Source organism: Sulfurimonas sp. HSL3-7 (genome assembly GCF_039645985.1).
Taxonomy (GTDB): domain Bacteria; phylum Campylobacterota; class Campylobacteria; order Campylobacterales; family Sulfurimonadaceae; genus Sulfonitrofixus; species Sulfonitrofixus jiaomeiensis.
The window spans coordinates 965,442-980,401 of sequence record NZ_CP147919.1 but is presented as its reverse complement, the minus strand read 5'-3'; the positions used below and the strand labels follow the sequence as shown (position 1 = coordinate 980,401).

General features: G+C 48.0%; 16 protein-coding genes and 1 tRNA gene. 10 read left to right on the top strand and 7 right to left on the bottom strand.

Going from position 1 to position 14,960, the window contains the following annotated elements; genetic code table 11:
* Positions 1–2 precede the first annotated feature (2 nt).
* The 4 genes from WCY20_RS04990 to WCY20_RS04975 form a co-directional block, all read right to left on the bottom strand.
* Positions 3–614 (bottom strand): hypothetical protein, encoded by a 612-nt coding sequence (locus WCY20_RS04990; protein ID WP_345977480.1) that lies wholly within the window; start codon positions 612–614, stop codon positions 3–5.
* A 77-nt stretch (positions 615–691) separates the two neighbouring features.
* Positions 692–847, bottom strand: coding sequence for a hypothetical protein (locus WCY20_RS04985; RefSeq protein WP_345977478.1), 156 nt, complete (start codon positions 845–847; stop codon positions 692–694).
* Between the two features lie 213 nt (positions 848–1,060).
* A tRNA-Ile gene (locus tag WCY20_RS04980) sits at positions 1,061–1,137 on the bottom strand.
* 40 nt (positions 1,138–1,177) lie between these two features.
* Positions 1,178–2,287, bottom strand: a complete 1,110-nt coding sequence (locus tag WCY20_RS04975; RefSeq protein WP_345977477.1) for an FtsW/RodA/SpoVE family cell cycle protein — start codon at positions 2,285–2,287, stop codon at positions 1,178–1,180.
* A gap of 63 nt (positions 2,288–2,350) precedes the next feature.
* Between WCY20_RS04975 and WCY20_RS04970 the strand changes: the two genes are divergently transcribed.
* From WCY20_RS04970 to WCY20_RS04945, 6 genes are read left to right on the top strand one after another with little or no spacing between them, the layout of a single operon-like run.
* On the top strand, positions 2,351–3,322 hold the full coding sequence (locus WCY20_RS04970) for an RluA family pseudouridine synthase (protein WP_345977475.1): 972 nt from the start codon (positions 2,351–2,353) through the stop codon (positions 3,320–3,322).
* Positions 3,267–4,532: a hypothetical protein gene (locus WCY20_RS04965; protein WP_345977473.1), complete on the top strand. Its 1,266-nt coding sequence runs from the start codon at positions 3,267–3,269 to the stop codon at positions 4,530–4,532. The genes WCY20_RS04970 and WCY20_RS04965 overlap by 56 nt, the downstream gene beginning before the upstream one ends.
* Before the next feature lie 3 nt (positions 4,533–4,535).
* Positions 4,536–5,708 (top strand): tRNA (guanosine(46)-N7)-methyltransferase TrmB, encoded by a 1,173-nt coding sequence (gene trmB / locus WCY20_RS04960; protein WP_345977472.1) that lies wholly within the window; start codon positions 4,536–4,538, stop codon positions 5,706–5,708.
* Positions 5,701–6,372 carry an ATP-binding cassette domain-containing protein gene (locus WCY20_RS04955; protein ID WP_345977471.1) on the top strand — a complete coding sequence of 224 codons (672 nt, stop codon included), beginning with the start codon at positions 5,701–5,703 and terminating at the stop codon, positions 6,370–6,372. The genes trmB and WCY20_RS04955 overlap by 8 nt, the downstream gene beginning before the upstream one ends.
* Positions 6,359–7,171 carry a cell division protein FtsX gene (locus WCY20_RS04950; RefSeq protein ID WP_345977469.1) on the top strand — a complete coding sequence of 271 codons (813 nt, stop codon included), beginning with the start codon at positions 6,359–6,361 and terminating at the stop codon, positions 7,169–7,171. Before WCY20_RS04955 ends, WCY20_RS04950 begins: the two co-directional genes overlap by 14 nt.
* On the top strand, positions 7,171–8,361 hold the full coding sequence (locus WCY20_RS04945) for a peptidoglycan DD-metalloendopeptidase family protein (RefSeq protein WP_345977467.1): 1,191 nt from the start codon (positions 7,171–7,173) through the stop codon (positions 8,359–8,361). Before WCY20_RS04950 ends, WCY20_RS04945 begins: the two co-directional genes overlap by 1 nt.
* On the opposite strand, the gene WCY20_RS04940 is transcribed toward WCY20_RS04945, so the two are convergent.
* The 3 genes from WCY20_RS04940 to WCY20_RS04930 are packed head-to-tail and all read right to left on the bottom strand — an operon-like array spanning position 8,362 to position 11,203.
* Positions 8,362–9,681, bottom strand: a complete 1,320-nt coding sequence (locus tag WCY20_RS04940; protein WP_345977466.1) for an MATE family efflux transporter — start codon at positions 9,679–9,681, stop codon at positions 8,362–8,364.
* A complete protein-coding gene (locus WCY20_RS04935; RefSeq protein WP_345977465.1) occupies positions 9,674–9,958 on the bottom strand; it encodes a hypothetical protein in 285 nt (94 codons plus the stop codon). Before WCY20_RS04935 ends, WCY20_RS04940 begins: the two co-directional genes overlap by 8 nt.
* Positions 9,959–9,961: 3 nt before the next feature.
* Positions 9,962–11,203, bottom strand: coding sequence for an MFS transporter (locus WCY20_RS04930; RefSeq protein ID WP_345977463.1), 1,242 nt, complete (start codon positions 11,201–11,203; stop codon positions 9,962–9,964).
* A gap of 113 nt (positions 11,204–11,316) precedes the next feature.
* On the opposite strand from WCY20_RS04930, the gene WCY20_RS04925 reads away from it, so the two are divergent.
* The 4 genes from WCY20_RS04925 to era all read left to right on the top strand — a co-directional run bounded on the left by WCY20_RS04925 (position 11,317) and on the right by era (position 14,946).
* Positions 11,317–12,534: an argininosuccinate synthase gene (locus tag WCY20_RS04925; protein ID WP_345977461.1), complete on the top strand. Its 1,218-nt coding sequence runs from the start codon at positions 11,317–11,319 to the stop codon at positions 12,532–12,534.
* A gap of 136 nt (positions 12,535–12,670) precedes the next feature.
* Positions 12,671–13,390, top strand: a complete 720-nt coding sequence (locus tag WCY20_RS04920; protein ID WP_345977460.1) for a ferredoxin-thioredoxin reductase catalytic domain-containing protein — start codon at positions 12,671–12,673, stop codon at positions 13,388–13,390.
* A 223-nt stretch (positions 13,391–13,613) separates the two neighbouring features.
* Positions 13,614–14,060, top strand: coding sequence for a 50S ribosomal protein L9 (gene rplI, locus WCY20_RS04915; protein WP_345977458.1), 447 nt, complete (start codon positions 13,614–13,616; stop codon positions 14,058–14,060).
* Positions 14,053–14,946, top strand: a complete 894-nt coding sequence (gene era, locus WCY20_RS04910; RefSeq protein WP_345977457.1) for a GTPase Era — start codon at positions 14,053–14,055, stop codon at positions 14,944–14,946. The genes rplI and era overlap by 8 nt, the downstream gene beginning before the upstream one ends.
* Positions 14,947–14,960: the final 14 nt, after the last annotated feature.

Here is a 14,960-nt window from a genome sequence, read left to right as displayed (position 1 = left end):
CATTAAAACTGATAACTGACACCCGCTGTGGTCATTGTCCCATTGACGCCGTCAATCTGATTCGTATGGTCGGCAAAACGGCGTTTGACCTCTACATAATAACCGATACCTACGATCACTTCACCCGAAACCCCTGCTATCAGATGCAGCGTTGGGGCGTAACGTTCTTCCATAGCATTGGAACCACTATGGGTCGTCCTGGATTTATTGATACCGAAACCCGCGCCGAGATAGGGCTTAAAATACTGTGTCGCTTTATAAAAGCGGCTCATTGAGATCTCTGCGCCGTAATTCGTATTAAGGGTTTTATTGCCGCCCTGATAATAGGTCTTGTCGCCATAGTTGTAAAAGGTGTTCATGATCCGCGATCCAAAACGGAAATCATCCACCTTTTTTTCAACACCGAAAGCGATTTCGTAGCCTATATCTTTTTTATCCCCCGTGCCGGCTTTGACATCGTCCTGATTTCCCTCTACATCGACACCGATACGCATGATCTTGTCATAACGTTTGGACATCTCCATAAAACGTTGGGACATTTGTTCAGGCTCTGCCGCCATTGCCATTGTTGTTGTCAACAATAAGGTTGCTGTTGCCAATGTGATAGTTTTCATGGTTTCCTTCCTTTGATAAGATGTTTTGTATTGGCTGTGGTATCCCCCTAAAGCAGTACTTACCACAGCAAGCAGTTCTATTTTTCAGCCTCGGCTTCATAGATATTTAGCGTGTCAAATCCCCCTACTGATTTATAGATGGATGATATGCCGAAGAGAGCGGATGTTTCTAAGGTCTTGACATCCGCCTGAATACTTGAATCGTAACCGATGACCGAAGGTATTACATTCATATAAACTCCTTCTTGTGTATGAGTTTATGGGAATAAGTGTAATTTTAGTATAGCTGAAATGGCGATTCGTAAAATTATGAAAAGCTATCAGCGTAAGGACCTAAGCCATGAATAATTTTTACTGATTATGAAAAGTTCAATAGAAGAAACACCGAAAATTATCGAAAAAAAAGAGTTGATTGTTTTTGACAGCGTATTATAGGGATATTTAGGTGGTGGGTCCTCAGGGACTCGAACCCTGGACCGCCCGGTTATGAGCCGGGAGCTCTAACCAGCTGAGCTAAAGACCCACATCAATGCTGGAAGGGCGAAAGTATAGACAAACTTTCTTTAGACAAAACTTTTTTTGCCCCGCCCTGTGTACATTTCTTTAAATCTGAAGGCCAGCAGATTCTGCAAGATGGCAAAAAGGATCATGAAATTGACAAAACTGCTGCCGCCGTAGCTGAACATAGGCAGCGGTACCCCCACGACAGGGGCCATCCCCATCGTCATCGCAATGTTGACCGACATGTAGATAAAGATCATCAGCGAAATCCCCGCCGCAACCACCTTGATGTACATGTCATCGCTGAACGTGCTCAGACTCAACAGATGTAGGATGATTGCCGCGTAGAGCGAGATCAACAAAAAGGCGCCGATAAAACCGAAACGCTCGACCACATAGGCAAAAATAAAGTCGCTCGAAGCGATCGGCAGGAACTTCATCTGCGTCTGGGTCGCTTCTTCCTTGACCTTTCCAACCACCCCGCCCGAGCCGATGGCGATAATCGATTGCTGAACGTGGTAGGAAGGTTTTTCGCCCAAAAAGTCCGCAATACGCTGTTTCTGATAGGCATGCAGCTGGGTATAGAGCAGCGGTGCCGAGATCAGAACAGCGGTAACCAGCGTCGCCCATATCTTCCAGTTCACCCCGACCAGAAAAAGTGTCCCCGCACCGATCAGAAGCAGTACGGTCGCTGTCCCGAGGTCAGGCTCTTTGGCAATGAGGATAAACGGCAGTAAAATAAAAAAACTGATCTTCAGAAAATCCATAAGTTTATAACCGTCTTTCGGCGGCGGGTTGCGGCTGATGAGATAGGCCAGCATCAAGACAAAGGCCGGTTTCATCAGCTCTGAGGGCTGCAAAGTGAAGTTCACAAAAGGAATATCGATCCACCGTTTGGCCCCCAGACGCGAATGGCCAAAGAACTCGACGGCGATCAGAAGACCGATATTAAGCCAGTAGAAAAACGGTATGAGCCAGCTGAAACGCCGCAGCGGAAGAAAAAAGAAAAAGATAAAGACCAGAATACCGACACTGACATAGACAAAATGCTTGTGGGCAAGGACAGGATGAACCTCGTTGATCAACCAATGCGAGATAAAGATCAAAGGCAGCAGTAATATAATGGTGGGATAATCAAAATGTGCTAAAATACGGCGATCAATTTTAAACACAATCAGCTACCTTTATAATGTCACTTTTAAAATATTGAGCGAATTGTAACATAACGGACAATAATGACACCAAAATCGACCACATTTTATGCCACTGACACCGTTCGACTGGACACTTTTTTAAGCAGTGAACTGGGTGTTACCCGCAATCAGATCGTCCAGCTCATCAAGCAGGATGCCGTTATGGTCGAGGGTAAGAAGGTCTCCAAGCCCGGCCTGAAGCTCAAAATCGGCCAAGAGGTGAACATCACCTTTCCGGAGGCCAAGGTCACCCCTGCCAAAGAGATCGATTTCGATGTAGAGATCCTCTATGAAGATGACGACCTGCTGGTCATCAACAAACCCTCCGGACTGACAGTCCACCCTGCCCCAAGTGTCAAAGAGCCGACCCTTGTCGACTGGCTTAAACACAAAAACATACGCCTTTCGACGCTCAGCGGCGAAGAGCGTCACGGTATCGTCCACCGTCTGGACAAAGGGACTTCCGGCGTGATGGTCGTCGCCAAAAACAACGAAGCCCATGAAGCACTCTCGGCGCAGCTGCAGGACAAATCAATGGGCCGCTACTACCTGGCGGTGATCAATCCGCCGCTTAAAGAGGCGTTTGTGACAGTTGACAAGCCTATCGGCCGCAGCAGCCAGAACCGTCTGAAGATGGCAGAGGTGGCAGGGGGCAAAGAGGCCAGGACCCTCTTCAAAAAGCTCGCACTCTCCAAAGATGAGAAAAACGAGCTGATCGCCTGCAAGCTTTTCACCGGGCGTACCCATCAGATCCGCGTCCACCTGGAGACATTTTCGCGTCATATTTTAGGCGACCATCTTTACGGCATCAAAAATGACAAACAGGAGCAGATACTGCTGCATGCCTATGTCATCTACTTCATCCACCCGACGACCAAAAAGAGATGCCAGTTTTCAGCGCCGCTGAGCAAAGCGATGAAAGAGTATTTAGAAAAAAACTTCGACCAGGAGATTATCAATGAACAGTTACCTCAAGAAAATTTTGAGCGCCACTTCGATATTAGTGCTGCTTAGCGCTTGTACCGGAGGCCCTTCGGCATCGAAAACGCCGAAAATTGACAAAACACTCCAAAAAGTGTCACTCAACGGCTTTTTAAGCGATATGACCTCTGCCGCGTTTGAGTGGAAGCCCGTTACAGACAATCGTGTCGAGGGGTATATCGTCTATCGAAATGATCCCAACGCCAAAAATCCGAATGCGTTAACGTCGATCGACAAAATCGGGAATCCCGCCGTAACACACTATCTTGATGAGGGGCTTCGACCGGGAACGCTCTACCGCTACCGTTTTTCAACCTACAACAAACGGGGAGAAGCCTCTATCGCAAGCGAACAGGTCGATGTCAAAACCAGGGCATTACTGCCTTCGGTCAGTTTCTTTTCGACGGCCGAAGCGATGCCGCGCAGCGCCAAACTGGTCTGGCGTCCGCACACCGACAGCAGCGTTGTCGCCTATTATCTGGAACGCCGTAAAGGCGGCGCGGACAAATGGCGTAAAATCGCCGTTATCAAAGGTCGCCTGAGTGCCGAGTATATCGATGAGGGGCTCGATGACAACACCCGTTACGAATACCGCCTCAAAGCCATCACCCACAACGACATTCTCTCCCAGCCAAGCGAGACGACCGCCGTTGTCACCAAGGCACCGCCAAAACCGCTCGGCACGATCAGCGCAACGCAGGGCAAGGCGGGTATCATCGAGCTGAGCTGGCCGACAAAAGCCGATACAGAGGTGGCCCATTATCAGCTCTACCGTGCCACCCGCAGCAAAGGACGCTACACGCTTATTGCCGATCAGCTGAAAAGCGGAAGTTTTATCGACAAGATCGAAGAACCGGGTCAGAAGTACTTTTATAAAGTCGTTGCCGTCAGTGTAGACGGTCTGGCAGGCGAGCTCAATGCAGCACAGACTGCAATGGGCACAACACTCGATGCACCGAAGGCACCGACAGATCTTGTCGCCATGGTAGAAAATGCCACCGTGCAGCTCACATGGAAAGCCGGCGACAGCCGAACAATCTCCTATATCGTGACCAAAGAGACAGATAAAGGGTTTTTGTCAAGTGAGACAAAACAGTTTAAGAACATCAAAAAAACACTGATGATCGACAGCTCTTTAAAGCCTGAAGAGACCTACACGTTCAGTGTCGTCGGCGTCGATAAAAACGGTATAGCATCCACACCGTCAAACAGTGTTGAAGTCAAACTCGAGGACAAAAAATAACCCATGCCGCATATCCATATCAAATCGTTCAAACCTGTTCCTCTGCCTGCCGAAAAAGGCAATGTCCGCTTTCATTTCATGGCAAGCAATGTTGCCCATGATGACGAACGCCTTATTGCGACCAGTATTGACGAAAAAGAGTTTTTTCTTCTTGTCAAAGAGACAGCCGAGAAGTCGCTTTTAAAAAGTGAGAAGATCTCCCGTCCCTCGCCGACCTACCTCATCAAGCAGGCCCTCAATGCCTACGCCGCGCTGAGCGGGAGCGAAATAGTGGCGTCTAATGTCAATGACACCTCCAAAAACATCCATCTTGAGCAGGAAGAGGCGTTATGGAGCATTCATGACTTTGCCAAGGGCTTTCCGGAGGCGAAAGATGTGCGTATCGAAGTCGGTTTCGGATCGGGCCGTCACCTTCTTCACCAGGCCAAAGAGAACCCAGACATTCTTTTCATCGGCATCGAGATCCATAAACCTTCCATCGAACAGGCCCTTAAACAGATCAACATTATGAACCTTAAAAACGTGCTTCTGCTTGATTACGATGCAAGGCTTTTTTTGGAGCTTGTCCCTTCCAATATCGCAAGCCGCATCTATGTCCACTTCCCGGTACCCTGGGACAAGAAACCGCACCGACGTGTGATATCGACCGCCTTTATCAATGAATCGACCCGGGTACTGGCACCGCAGGGACGTCTTGAACTCCGCACCGACAGCGAGAACTACTTTGCCTACTCATGGGAGACCTTTATCGCACTTAACAAGGCAAAGCTGGAGGTCAACAAGAACCAGGATATCGCCATCAGTTCCAAATATGAAGACCGCTGGAAGAAGATGGAGAAAAACATCTACGACATTACGCTGATCAATGAGGAGACAAGCCCCGAACTGACGATTGAAGGCAGTTTCGACTTTAAAAGCGGTCTGGATGAAGAGCGTCTGAGAACGTTCAACGGGACAACGAAAAAGGTCGAAGGCGGCTTTATCCATTTTGAACGTCTCTATCAGACCGATGACGGAAGAATGATGTTCAGGATCTCAATGGGAAGTTTTGAGAGACCGGAACACCTCTACGTCATTATCGGCAACGAGAAAAGCTACTATTTTCCTACCCGGCCGGTTCCTTCACAGACCAACTTCGCTATTCACAAACATTTGGACGAGATGCTTCATGGATAAGGTTATTTTGGCGCAGGAACTCTCCCTTGCCTATAGTACCGATGAGAGCATCATCTCAAAAGCGAACTTCTCCGTTAACTCCGGTGATTTTGTCTTCATTACAGGCGCAAGCGGCAGCGGTAAATCGACGCTCCTGAAATCGTTCTTCGGTGCACTCAAACCCGAGAGCGGCAGTCTGATCGTCGGCGGTGTCGAGGTCAACAAGATAACGAACGCCAAACTCGGTTTTCTTCGCCGTCATATCGGAATCGTTTTTCAAGACTACAAACTCGTCAAAGAGTGGACGATAGAGAAAAATGTGGCGCTGCCGCTGATCATCAACGGTTATGCCAAAGATGTCAGTGACATTCAGGTCGAAAAGCTGCTCAACCATGTCAAACTCTCGCACAAGGTGGGAAAATATCCGCCGGAACTCAGCGGCGGGGAGCAGCAGCGCGTCGCTATGGCAAGAGCACTGGCACACAACCCGATCCTGATATTGGCGGACGAACCGACGGGAAACCTCGACAACTACTCGTCAAAACTGATCTGGAACCTGCTCGAAGGCGCCAACAGCCAGCTCAAAGCAACCGTGCTGGTTGTTACCCACCACATCCCCGATGATCTCTCGGTTGATTATAAGCATTTCAATATTGAGCACGGGAGCATCTATGAAATCTGTTAAAAATCATCTCTCCCTGATCATCGCCCTTTTTACCATTGTTTTTACGATGCAGATCTACATTGTTGTCGAGCGCACCGTCAACGCCTATGAACACAATTTAAACGAGAACTACAGCATTGTTGTTGTCACCGAAAAGAAGATGAAGGCAGATGCCCTTGTCGCTTTAAGCCCAAAGATCAAGAATGCGCAGGAGATCTCGACCAAAGAGGTGATCGAACATCTTCAGTCACAGATGAAACAGCGCCATATCGACCTGTTGAAGCTCTCGCTTCCCCACTTCTACTCGCTTCATCTTGACCACTTTCCGACACCTTCGGAGGTACAGGAGCTGCGTAAAAGACTCGAAAAGAGCAGTGCCATTTCGCGCGTAGAGGATTTTGCCCAAAGCCATGACACCCTCTATAAGTTACTGCTGCTTTTCAAATCGGTCGTGATCATCTTTGCGCTTGCCATCTTTGCGGTCACCTCCCTGCTCGTCCTTAAAGAGATGCGCATCTGGCAATTCCAGCATAATGAGCGTATGAGTATTATGGCGATGTTCGGTGCACCGGTCTGGATGCGATCTGCAGTGCTCTTCAGACTCTCCATCGTCGATGCCCTGATCGCTTCTGTTCTGGCCATAAGCACCTTTAGCTACGTCAGCTATGCAAACATCGGTGACGAGCAGCTCCGTGCCATCGGTATCGATGTCCTTCTGTTTGATTCCTTCAACGACAGTCTCCTGATCGTCGGTGTTGCGCTCTGTCTCTCTGTCATCCTTGCGACCCTTATCGTTATCGGCCACAAAGAAGAGGTCTGATGCGTATTCTCCTACTCTCTCTTCTGTTCATCGTCTCTACGCTCTTCGCAAAAGAGGACATCAATAAACAGATCAATAAGACCAGTACAGAGATCAAAAGTTTTGACAAAAAGTACTCCAGTCTTCATAAAAAGATGCAGCAGACGGCAAAGGCGATCCAGCGAAAAGAGAAAGACCTGGTCGTACAGGAAGCGCACATCGAACGCCTGGAAAAAGAGTTGGAAAGTTCCAAAGTGCAGTATGAGTCAAATCACAAAGAGCTCTCCCAGCTCAAAGAGGAACAGCTTTTGCTTGAAAGGAAACAGGCGCTCATCGAAAAAGAGCTTATTGAAGCACTTGCACGTAACCTTTCCATCAATATGCTGCTCAAAGAGAAAAATGCCGTCACGACAGAGTCCATCATCACCGAAGAGATCATGCACGAACTTAATATCCAGACACAGCGTAAAATAGAGAATCTTGAACAAGCGCATACTGTCAATACCAAAACCATACAAGACTATCAACTGCGTACAAAGCAACTCCAGTCAGCAATTGGCAATATAGACAAACAGAAGATCGAACTGCTGGAAGCGACGCAAAAAAACAAACAGAGTATTCAGAGCCTGCAAAAAGACAAAAAGCGGTATAAAAGATCAATCAATAAGCTGATGGCACAAAAAGCAGCGCTGCAAAAGACCCTCGCGCAACTCAATATCGTCCGGACACAAGAAGCACAGAAAGAAAAAGAGAGCGTAAAGAGAACAACTGCGCATGCCAAAGTCACCAAAAGAGGCTCAAGTTATCAGAACGTCAAATCGGCAAAATACCGCGGTAAAAAAACTATCGCGCCATTAACAGGGTACAAGCTCGTCAAAGAGTTCGGTCCCTACACGGACCCCATCTATAAGATCAAGATCTACAACGAATCCGTTACCCTGCAACCGACCGAGCGCAACGCCAAAGTCAACACTGTGCTAAACGGCAAAGTCATCCTTGCCAAAAACACCCCGCTTCTGGATAACGTAGTCATTATCAAACACGCCAATGGACTGCATACTATCTATGCCCACCTGGATATGATCGCACCGACCATACAGAAAGGCAAAAAGGTCAAAAAGGGCGCTGTTATCGGCCGTGTTGACAATGAACTTATTTTTGAGGTCACGCAAAACAGTGCGCATATCGATCCTATGACGCTTATCGAGTAGTCAGACCTTCACCTCTTGCCACTTGCGCTGTCTGTAGATATACCAGAAGATGGCGCCTTTGATAAAGGTCTCGACCGTCATCGCGATGAAGATCCAGATCAATTCAAACCCCAGATAATACAAAATGACAGACGGAATAACCCGAAGCAGCCATAACGAGAGCACGTTCACCAGCAAGGTCGTCTTGGTCGCCCCTGCCCCGCGAAGCGCGCCGTTGATGACAAAAGTCATTGCCAGCGGCACCTGTGAGATACCGACAAGCTGCAGGTAGATCGATGCCGATGCGATCGTTGCGCTGTCCTGCGTAAAAAATCCGATGAAAAAGGCGGGAAAAAGGGCCATCACCAGACCGAGAAAACCCATCAGAAAGATCGCGACTTTGGTCGCATAGAGTCCCGTCTGATAGGCTGCCTCATATTTCTTAGCTCCGAGATTCTGGCCAACAAGGGCTGTTGCGGCAATAGCAAAGCCGAAACCCGGCATAAAGGCAAGCCCTTCAATGCGAAGCCCGACCTGATACCCCGCAATGGCCGCGGTGCCGTACGCTGTGATCACACCCACGAACAGGATAAAAGAGCTGACACTGATCAGACGCTCCAGCGAGGCGTGTTTGCCCACATGCAGTGCCCGGATCAGATCGGCTTTCGTAAAATGGTATATCAGATGCAGTTTGGCATCTTTGCGCGCCAAAAGAAAGAGATAGATCAACAGATTAAAGCCGTAAGCGATTATCGTGGCATACGCTGCTCCGGCAATGCCCATCGCGTCAAAACCGCCGTGGCCAAAGATCAGCAGATAGTTAAAGAGCAGATTAATCATGGCAGAGAAGATCTTGATATAGAGCGAGGAGGTCGTATCGCCCGCTGCCGAAAGCGCATTGTACATCAGTGCATCAAGAAAGATAAGCGGCAAGCCCAGCATAAGAATCCCGAAATAGTCCCGGCCGAATTCCGCCAACTCCGCTTCAGCACCCATCCACAGGTAGAAATTCTCGGCATTCAGAAAACCGAAGAGGCTGATCGGCAGCGAGAGCAACAGGGCAAAGAGGCCCAGGGAGTATAGAAGCGCAGAAGCGCGGTGGCGGCGCCTCTCACCGATCAGCCTGGCTATGACGGCATTGCCCCCGACAATATAGAGCGTCATGACTACATTAATGACCATCATAAACTGCATGCTCATCCCCACTGCCGCCAGGGCAGCGACATTGAGCATGCCCACCATGATCATATCGATCAGCAGCTGTAAAATATCAAGCAGATGTTTAAAAGCGGCAGGAAGTGCGAGCCCTAAGACCTCGCGAAGGTGGGTACGCTTACTCAAAGTATTTGGCGACCTCTTTCATCCCTTCGATGAGCGCCTCTTCACTCTCGTAAACCAGTTCAATGCGGTTATTTGGCACTTCGCCCAGAGGATCAATGTCAAATATCAGGACATAGGAGGCAATGGGGACTTCCTGTTTTTTCTCCATCTTTGCCCACTCCAGTGAGACCTGTGCCAATTCACCGTGTACATCTACCGTAGCGGCCGGGTAAAGCCGGGTCAGCTGCGTCAGATCGATACGTTTGCCCTGTGCTTCATAGATCATATTTTTTTTCATCGTTTATAGCTCCAATTCCGGCGATATTTTATCATCTTCAAAAGCAGTTTCACGAATATTGAAATTGTTTTTGATCCAGATGAAATAGAGTGCCGCCGCGGCAAAACTGCTGCCGAGCAGCATCGTGATCACCGAGAGAGAAACACCGGCCTCCACCAAAAAACCGATACCCAGCGAGACAACCGCAACGGTCAATAAGAACATCATATCGTTATAGGCGACCACACGGCCGTAATACGCTTTGTCGGTATGGTGCTGCAGCAATGTATAGGTATAGGACCAAAGCGTGGTCGTTGCAAACCCGACAAAGACCGAGGCAAGAAGCGAAAGGTAGAAGTTCTCTATCACCAGTGCCCAGACAATGATGCTGAGCGCCTGATAGAAGAGAAGATAGACAAGGCTCCTGTTGTTGACCCACTTTCCGATGAGTATCGGACCGAAGACCAGGCCGACGGCACGAAGGGAGTGCAGCAGCCCTATACCCAAGGCAACGGCAACCGCTTGCGCATAGTAGCGCTCCACCATCAGTGCGACCAGGGCATCAAAGGCAGTGAACCCGACAAAGGCGTGCAAGAAGATAAGATGTTTAATATGCGGTTCATTTTTTAAATAGGTAAAGCTCTCTTTGAACATTCGGAAAAAACCGCTGCTCTCTTTGAGCTTTGTCTCAGGAAAGAGAAGCGTCATCAGCAGAAAAAACGCGACGGTAAAAAGCAGTGCATCGAGTAAGAATGCGATCTTTACGCCCACAATGTAGACAACAAACCCGCTGACAGCCATCCCGAAAGTGTAGGAGAAAGACCAGATAACCGAGTGGATCTCATTGGCCTGTTTGAGCTTTTCATCATTCAATATCCGTGGCAGCAGCGACATTTCCAGCGTGAAATAAAAACTCGACGCGCCCATACGTATAAAGACCAATAAAAACAGCAGCCATAGCAGAGAAACATTATCAACCAGCATCAGCGGCAGCGTCGCGACTATCTCCAAGACCATCAGCAGTGCCATCAGCCGCTTGGGTGCGATCTTGTCGATCAAGACACCGCTGAAAGGCGCCTGCAGCACCCCCGGAAGAAAATGCAGTGCAGCCGTCATCGCGATGATACTTGCCGAGACATTGAGCTCGATCAAAAGGGTATAGATCGCAACATTGGAAAACCACGCCGCAAAATAGGCGATCAACTGAATCAATGAGAGGCGTCTGAGCAACGGCTCATCACGTAAAAGGGAAATATATCTGTTCATGAGCGCAAGCATAGCAAAGATGCATAAAAATGCTTCTTTATATTAACCTTTTTATTACCTTGTTTAAGGTAATATTGCGCAATTTATTTTACAACTCCCATGAAGGTTTTTAGATGAAAAAAGAAGTTAAAAAAGTTGTACTCGCCTACTCCGGCGGACTAGATACAAGTGTTATCCTCAAATGGCTGCAAGATGAGTATCAGTGTGAAGTCGTTACCTTTACCGCTGACCTTGGTCAAGGCGAAGAGGTCGAACCGGCCCGTGTCAAAGCACTTGAACTCGGTATCAAGCCCGAAAACATTTTCATCGACGACCTTCGTGAAGAGTTCGTAAAGGATTATGTCTTCCCGATGTTCCGTGCCAATACGATCTATGAGGGTGAGTACCTGTTGGGCACTTCCATCGCCCGTCCTCTGATCGCAAAACGCCAGGCCGAGATCGCCAGGATCACAGGTGCTGACGGCGTCAGCCACGGTGCGACCGGTAAAGGAAACGATCAGGTCCGCTTCGAGATGGGTTACCTGGGCCAGGATGCGACACTGACGATCATCGCGCCGTGGCGTGAATGGGATCTGAACTCCCGCGAAAAGCTGCTGGCCTATGCTGCGGAACACGGCATCAAGATCGAGAAAAAAGGTAAAAAATCCCCTTACTCTATGGATGCGAACCTCCTACACATCTCTTACGAAGGCGGTATCCTTGAAGATCCTAATGCCGAGCCGGAAGAGAGCATGTGGCTATGGTCAAATTCACCTGAAAACGCACCGAATGAACCGGAGTACATTGAGATCGGTTACCAAAACGGCGATCCGATAACACTAAACGGCGAAGCACTATCACCGGCGACGATGCTAAAAACCCTCAATGAGCTTGGTGGCAAACACGGTATCGGCCGTGTCGATATCGTCGAAAACCGTTTCGTCGGGATGAAAGCACGCGGCTGTTACGAAACACCGGGCGGGACCATCATGCTGAAAGCCCACCGCGCTATCGAATCGATCACGCTTGACCGTGAGGCAGCCCACCTTAAAGACGAGATGATGCCGCGTTATGCGAAACTGATCTACAACGGATTCTGGTTCTCGCCGGAACGTGAAATGCTTCAAGCCGCTATTGACAGCACGCAGACCTATGTCAACGGAACCGTCCGCCTTAAACTCTACAAAGGTAATGTTATTGTGGTCGGCCGGAAATCTGACGATTCACTCTTCAGTGCAGAGTATTCGACCTTCGAAGAGGATGAAGTCTACAACCAAAAAGATGCCGAAGGCTTTATCAAGCTTAATGCACTGCGCTTCGTCATCGCCGGCAAAACACGCAATAAAAAATAGTACCTTGCCCAGTATTCACTGGGCAATCTATCATCTTAAAGAACTCTGCTCCTGCTCTACCCATAATATTAAAAATCTTAATTCCTGATTTACAATTAACGAGCTATTATTCTTATAATTTATCTAAAGGTTTATCATGAGCACCATCAAAATCGATCCTGAATCACAAGAGTTTAAAGAGACCCTCGAAAAAACGATCCGCTTTACCGACAAGGTCGTCAAACAGTTCGGCTGGGCCTACAACCCCGATCCCGAGATCAACCAGGGTATTCAGTTCGGCCTGACACGTAACAAAATGATGCACGGCAAGCGCTACTGCCCCTGTTTTTTTGTCACAGGTGAACCGGATGACCGTGTCTGTCCATGCACGCCGGCTATTGAAAAAGAGATTCCGGAAGATGGTGTCTGTCACTGCCAGATCTTCTGTACACCCGAATACGCTGCAGCCCAGGCACAAAGCGAAACTATCGAAGAGGTCGTTCATCAACATTCGCGTGGCCTAAGCAAAAAAGAGTGTGCCATTCTTGTTGATAAAGACGAGCTCGACGGTGATGAAGTGATGGCTCTTCTTGAAGCACGTGAGCTGGGTATGGTTGATTTTAAACTTGTCGATGTACGTGAGCCGATGGAGTGGCAGATGGGCCATATCAAAGGTGCCGACAAGCTCATCCCGACCAGCAGTTTTTTCCAGGCATTGGAAGAGGCCAAACTCTCTCATGATGAGAACATCATCCTCTACTGCCATGTAGGCAGCCGCAGTGCACATTGTGCCCGTATCTTGAGCGATATGGGGTATAAAAAGGTCGGCAACATCACCTATGGAATCGTGTCATATCCCGGTGAAAAAGAGGCGTAATTGCCACCTAAAAAAGCATAAAATGGTGCCCTTCTTTGGTTGATGCACTGGCTTTTTTCAGGAAAAGCGGATGTATCAACCTCAAAAAACGCTCTCTTGATAGGCAGACGATATACCCAAGCGGGCCTTGTCTCTATCTCTTGCAAGCCACTTATTTATCGTTATCTCCTTTTTTACCTTCACTTGCTACAATATTACACAGAAATAAAATTTAGGAATATTGATGCAAGTACTACTGATCAAAGATGTTAAAGGGCTAGGTAAAGCAGGTGAAGTGAAAGAGGTCAAAGACGGTTACGGTAAAAATTTTTTAGTCGGCAAAGGCTTTGCAAAAGTTGCCACTAACGAAGTACTGAAAAAACATGCTTCAAACGAACGCAAAAAGGCAGAAGATGAAGCCAAAGAGATCGAAGAGCTGAAAGCACTTGCACAGAAACTGGACAAACTCAAAGTGACTGTTACAAAAAAGCTTGGCAGCAGCGGGAGTCTTTTCGGCGCAGTAACAAAAGACGAGATCGTACAGGCACTGCAAGAGCAGCATAACATTGAGATCGATAAAAAACATATCAACCATAAAGAGACCATCAAGGCAACAGGGAGTTATGATCTTGACTTCAAGCTTGGCCATGCCATGCATGCAACGATTCATCTAGAGGTAATCGGTGAGTAATACAGCAGAACACAAGGTCGGATTTGTCGCTCTCGTAGGGCGTCCGAATGCCGGGAAAAGCACCATGCTCAACTGGATCCTGGGTGAAAAGATCGCTATGGTATCACAAAAAGCCAATGCGACACGCAGAAGACTCAACGCAATCGTCATGCATCATGACGATCAGATCATCTTTGTTGACACACCCGGTCTGCATGAAAAAGAGAAGATGCTGAACCAGTATATGCTTGAAGAGGCACTCAAAGCGATAGGCGATTGTGATCTTGTTGTATATTTAGCACCGGCAAGCGATTCCATTAAACATTACCAGCACTTTTTAGAGGTCGACGGTAAAAACCGAAAGCATATTATCGCCCTCTCCAAGATTGATCAAGTCTCCCAGCAGGAGCTGTTAGAACGTATTGGTGAATACAATCAGTTTGCCTCAAAATTTGAAGCCTTGATACCGATGTCTGTGACAAAGAATGTCGGTAAAAACGATTTGCTTGACGTTATTGTCAAGCACCTTGACACTTCGCCTTATCTTTATGATCCGGAAGACCTCACAACAGAGATGATGCGTGATATCTACAGAGAGTTTATCCGCGAAGCAATCTTTGACAATATCAGTGATGAGATCCCTTATGAATCTGATGTCGTCATCGACAAGATCGAAGAGGACAAACGTGTTGAACACATTCGTGCCACGATCATTATCGAAAAAGAGAGTCAAAAGGGGATTATTATCGGTAAGGGAGGAGCGGCCATCAAACGTATCGGTCGAGACGCCCGAGCAAAAATTGAAAGACTCGGCGGCAAACCTGTCTATTTGGATCTATTCGTCTCTGTAAAAAAAGGATGGACTAACGACAAAGAGTTTTTACAGACACTCGGCTACAATCTTTAAAAAATCATGAGAAG

What these genes read in the sequence shown, in the direction of transcription:
- WCY20_RS04990 (WP_345977480.1), bottom strand. Translation starts at nt 614, where the DNA reads ATGAAAACTATCACATTGGCAACAGCAACCTTATTGTTGACAACAACA.
- WCY20_RS04985 (WP_345977478.1), bottom strand. Translation starts at nt 847, where the DNA reads ATGAATGTAATACCTTCGGTCATCGGTTACGATTCAAGTATTCAGGCG.
- WCY20_RS04970 (WP_345977475.1), top strand. Translation starts at nt 2,351, where the DNA reads ATGACACCAAAATCGACCACATTTTATGCCACTGACACCGTTCGACTG.
- WCY20_RS04965 (WP_345977473.1), top strand. Translation starts at nt 3,267, where the DNA reads ATGAACAGTTACCTCAAGAAAATTTTGAGCGCCACTTCGATATTAGTG.
- trmB (WP_345977472.1), top strand. Translation starts at nt 4,536, where the DNA reads ATGCCGCATATCCATATCAAATCGTTCAAACCTGTTCCTCTGCCTGCC.
- WCY20_RS04955 (WP_345977471.1), top strand. Translation starts at nt 5,701, where the DNA reads ATGGATAAGGTTATTTTGGCGCAGGAACTCTCCCTTGCCTATAGTACC.
- WCY20_RS04950 (WP_345977469.1), top strand. Translation starts at nt 6,359, where the DNA reads ATGAAATCTGTTAAAAATCATCTCTCCCTGATCATCGCCCTTTTTACC.
- WCY20_RS04945 (WP_345977467.1), top strand. Translation starts at nt 7,171, where the DNA reads ATGCGTATTCTCCTACTCTCTCTTCTGTTCATCGTCTCTACGCTCTTC.
- WCY20_RS04935 (WP_345977465.1), bottom strand. Translation starts at nt 9,958, where the DNA reads ATGAAAAAAAATATGATCTATGAAGCACAGGGCAAACGTATCGATCTG.
- WCY20_RS04930 (WP_345977463.1), bottom strand. Translation starts at nt 11,203, where the DNA reads ATGAACAGATATATTTCCCTTTTACGTGATGAGCCGTTGCTCAGACGC.
- WCY20_RS04925 (WP_345977461.1), top strand. Translation starts at nt 11,317, where the DNA reads ATGAAAAAAGAAGTTAAAAAAGTTGTACTCGCCTACTCCGGCGGACTA.
- WCY20_RS04920 (WP_345977460.1), top strand. Translation starts at nt 12,671, where the DNA reads ATGAGCACCATCAAAATCGATCCTGAATCACAAGAGTTTAAAGAGACC.
- rplI (WP_345977458.1), top strand. Translation starts at nt 13,614, where the DNA reads ATGCAAGTACTACTGATCAAAGATGTTAAAGGGCTAGGTAAAGCAGGT.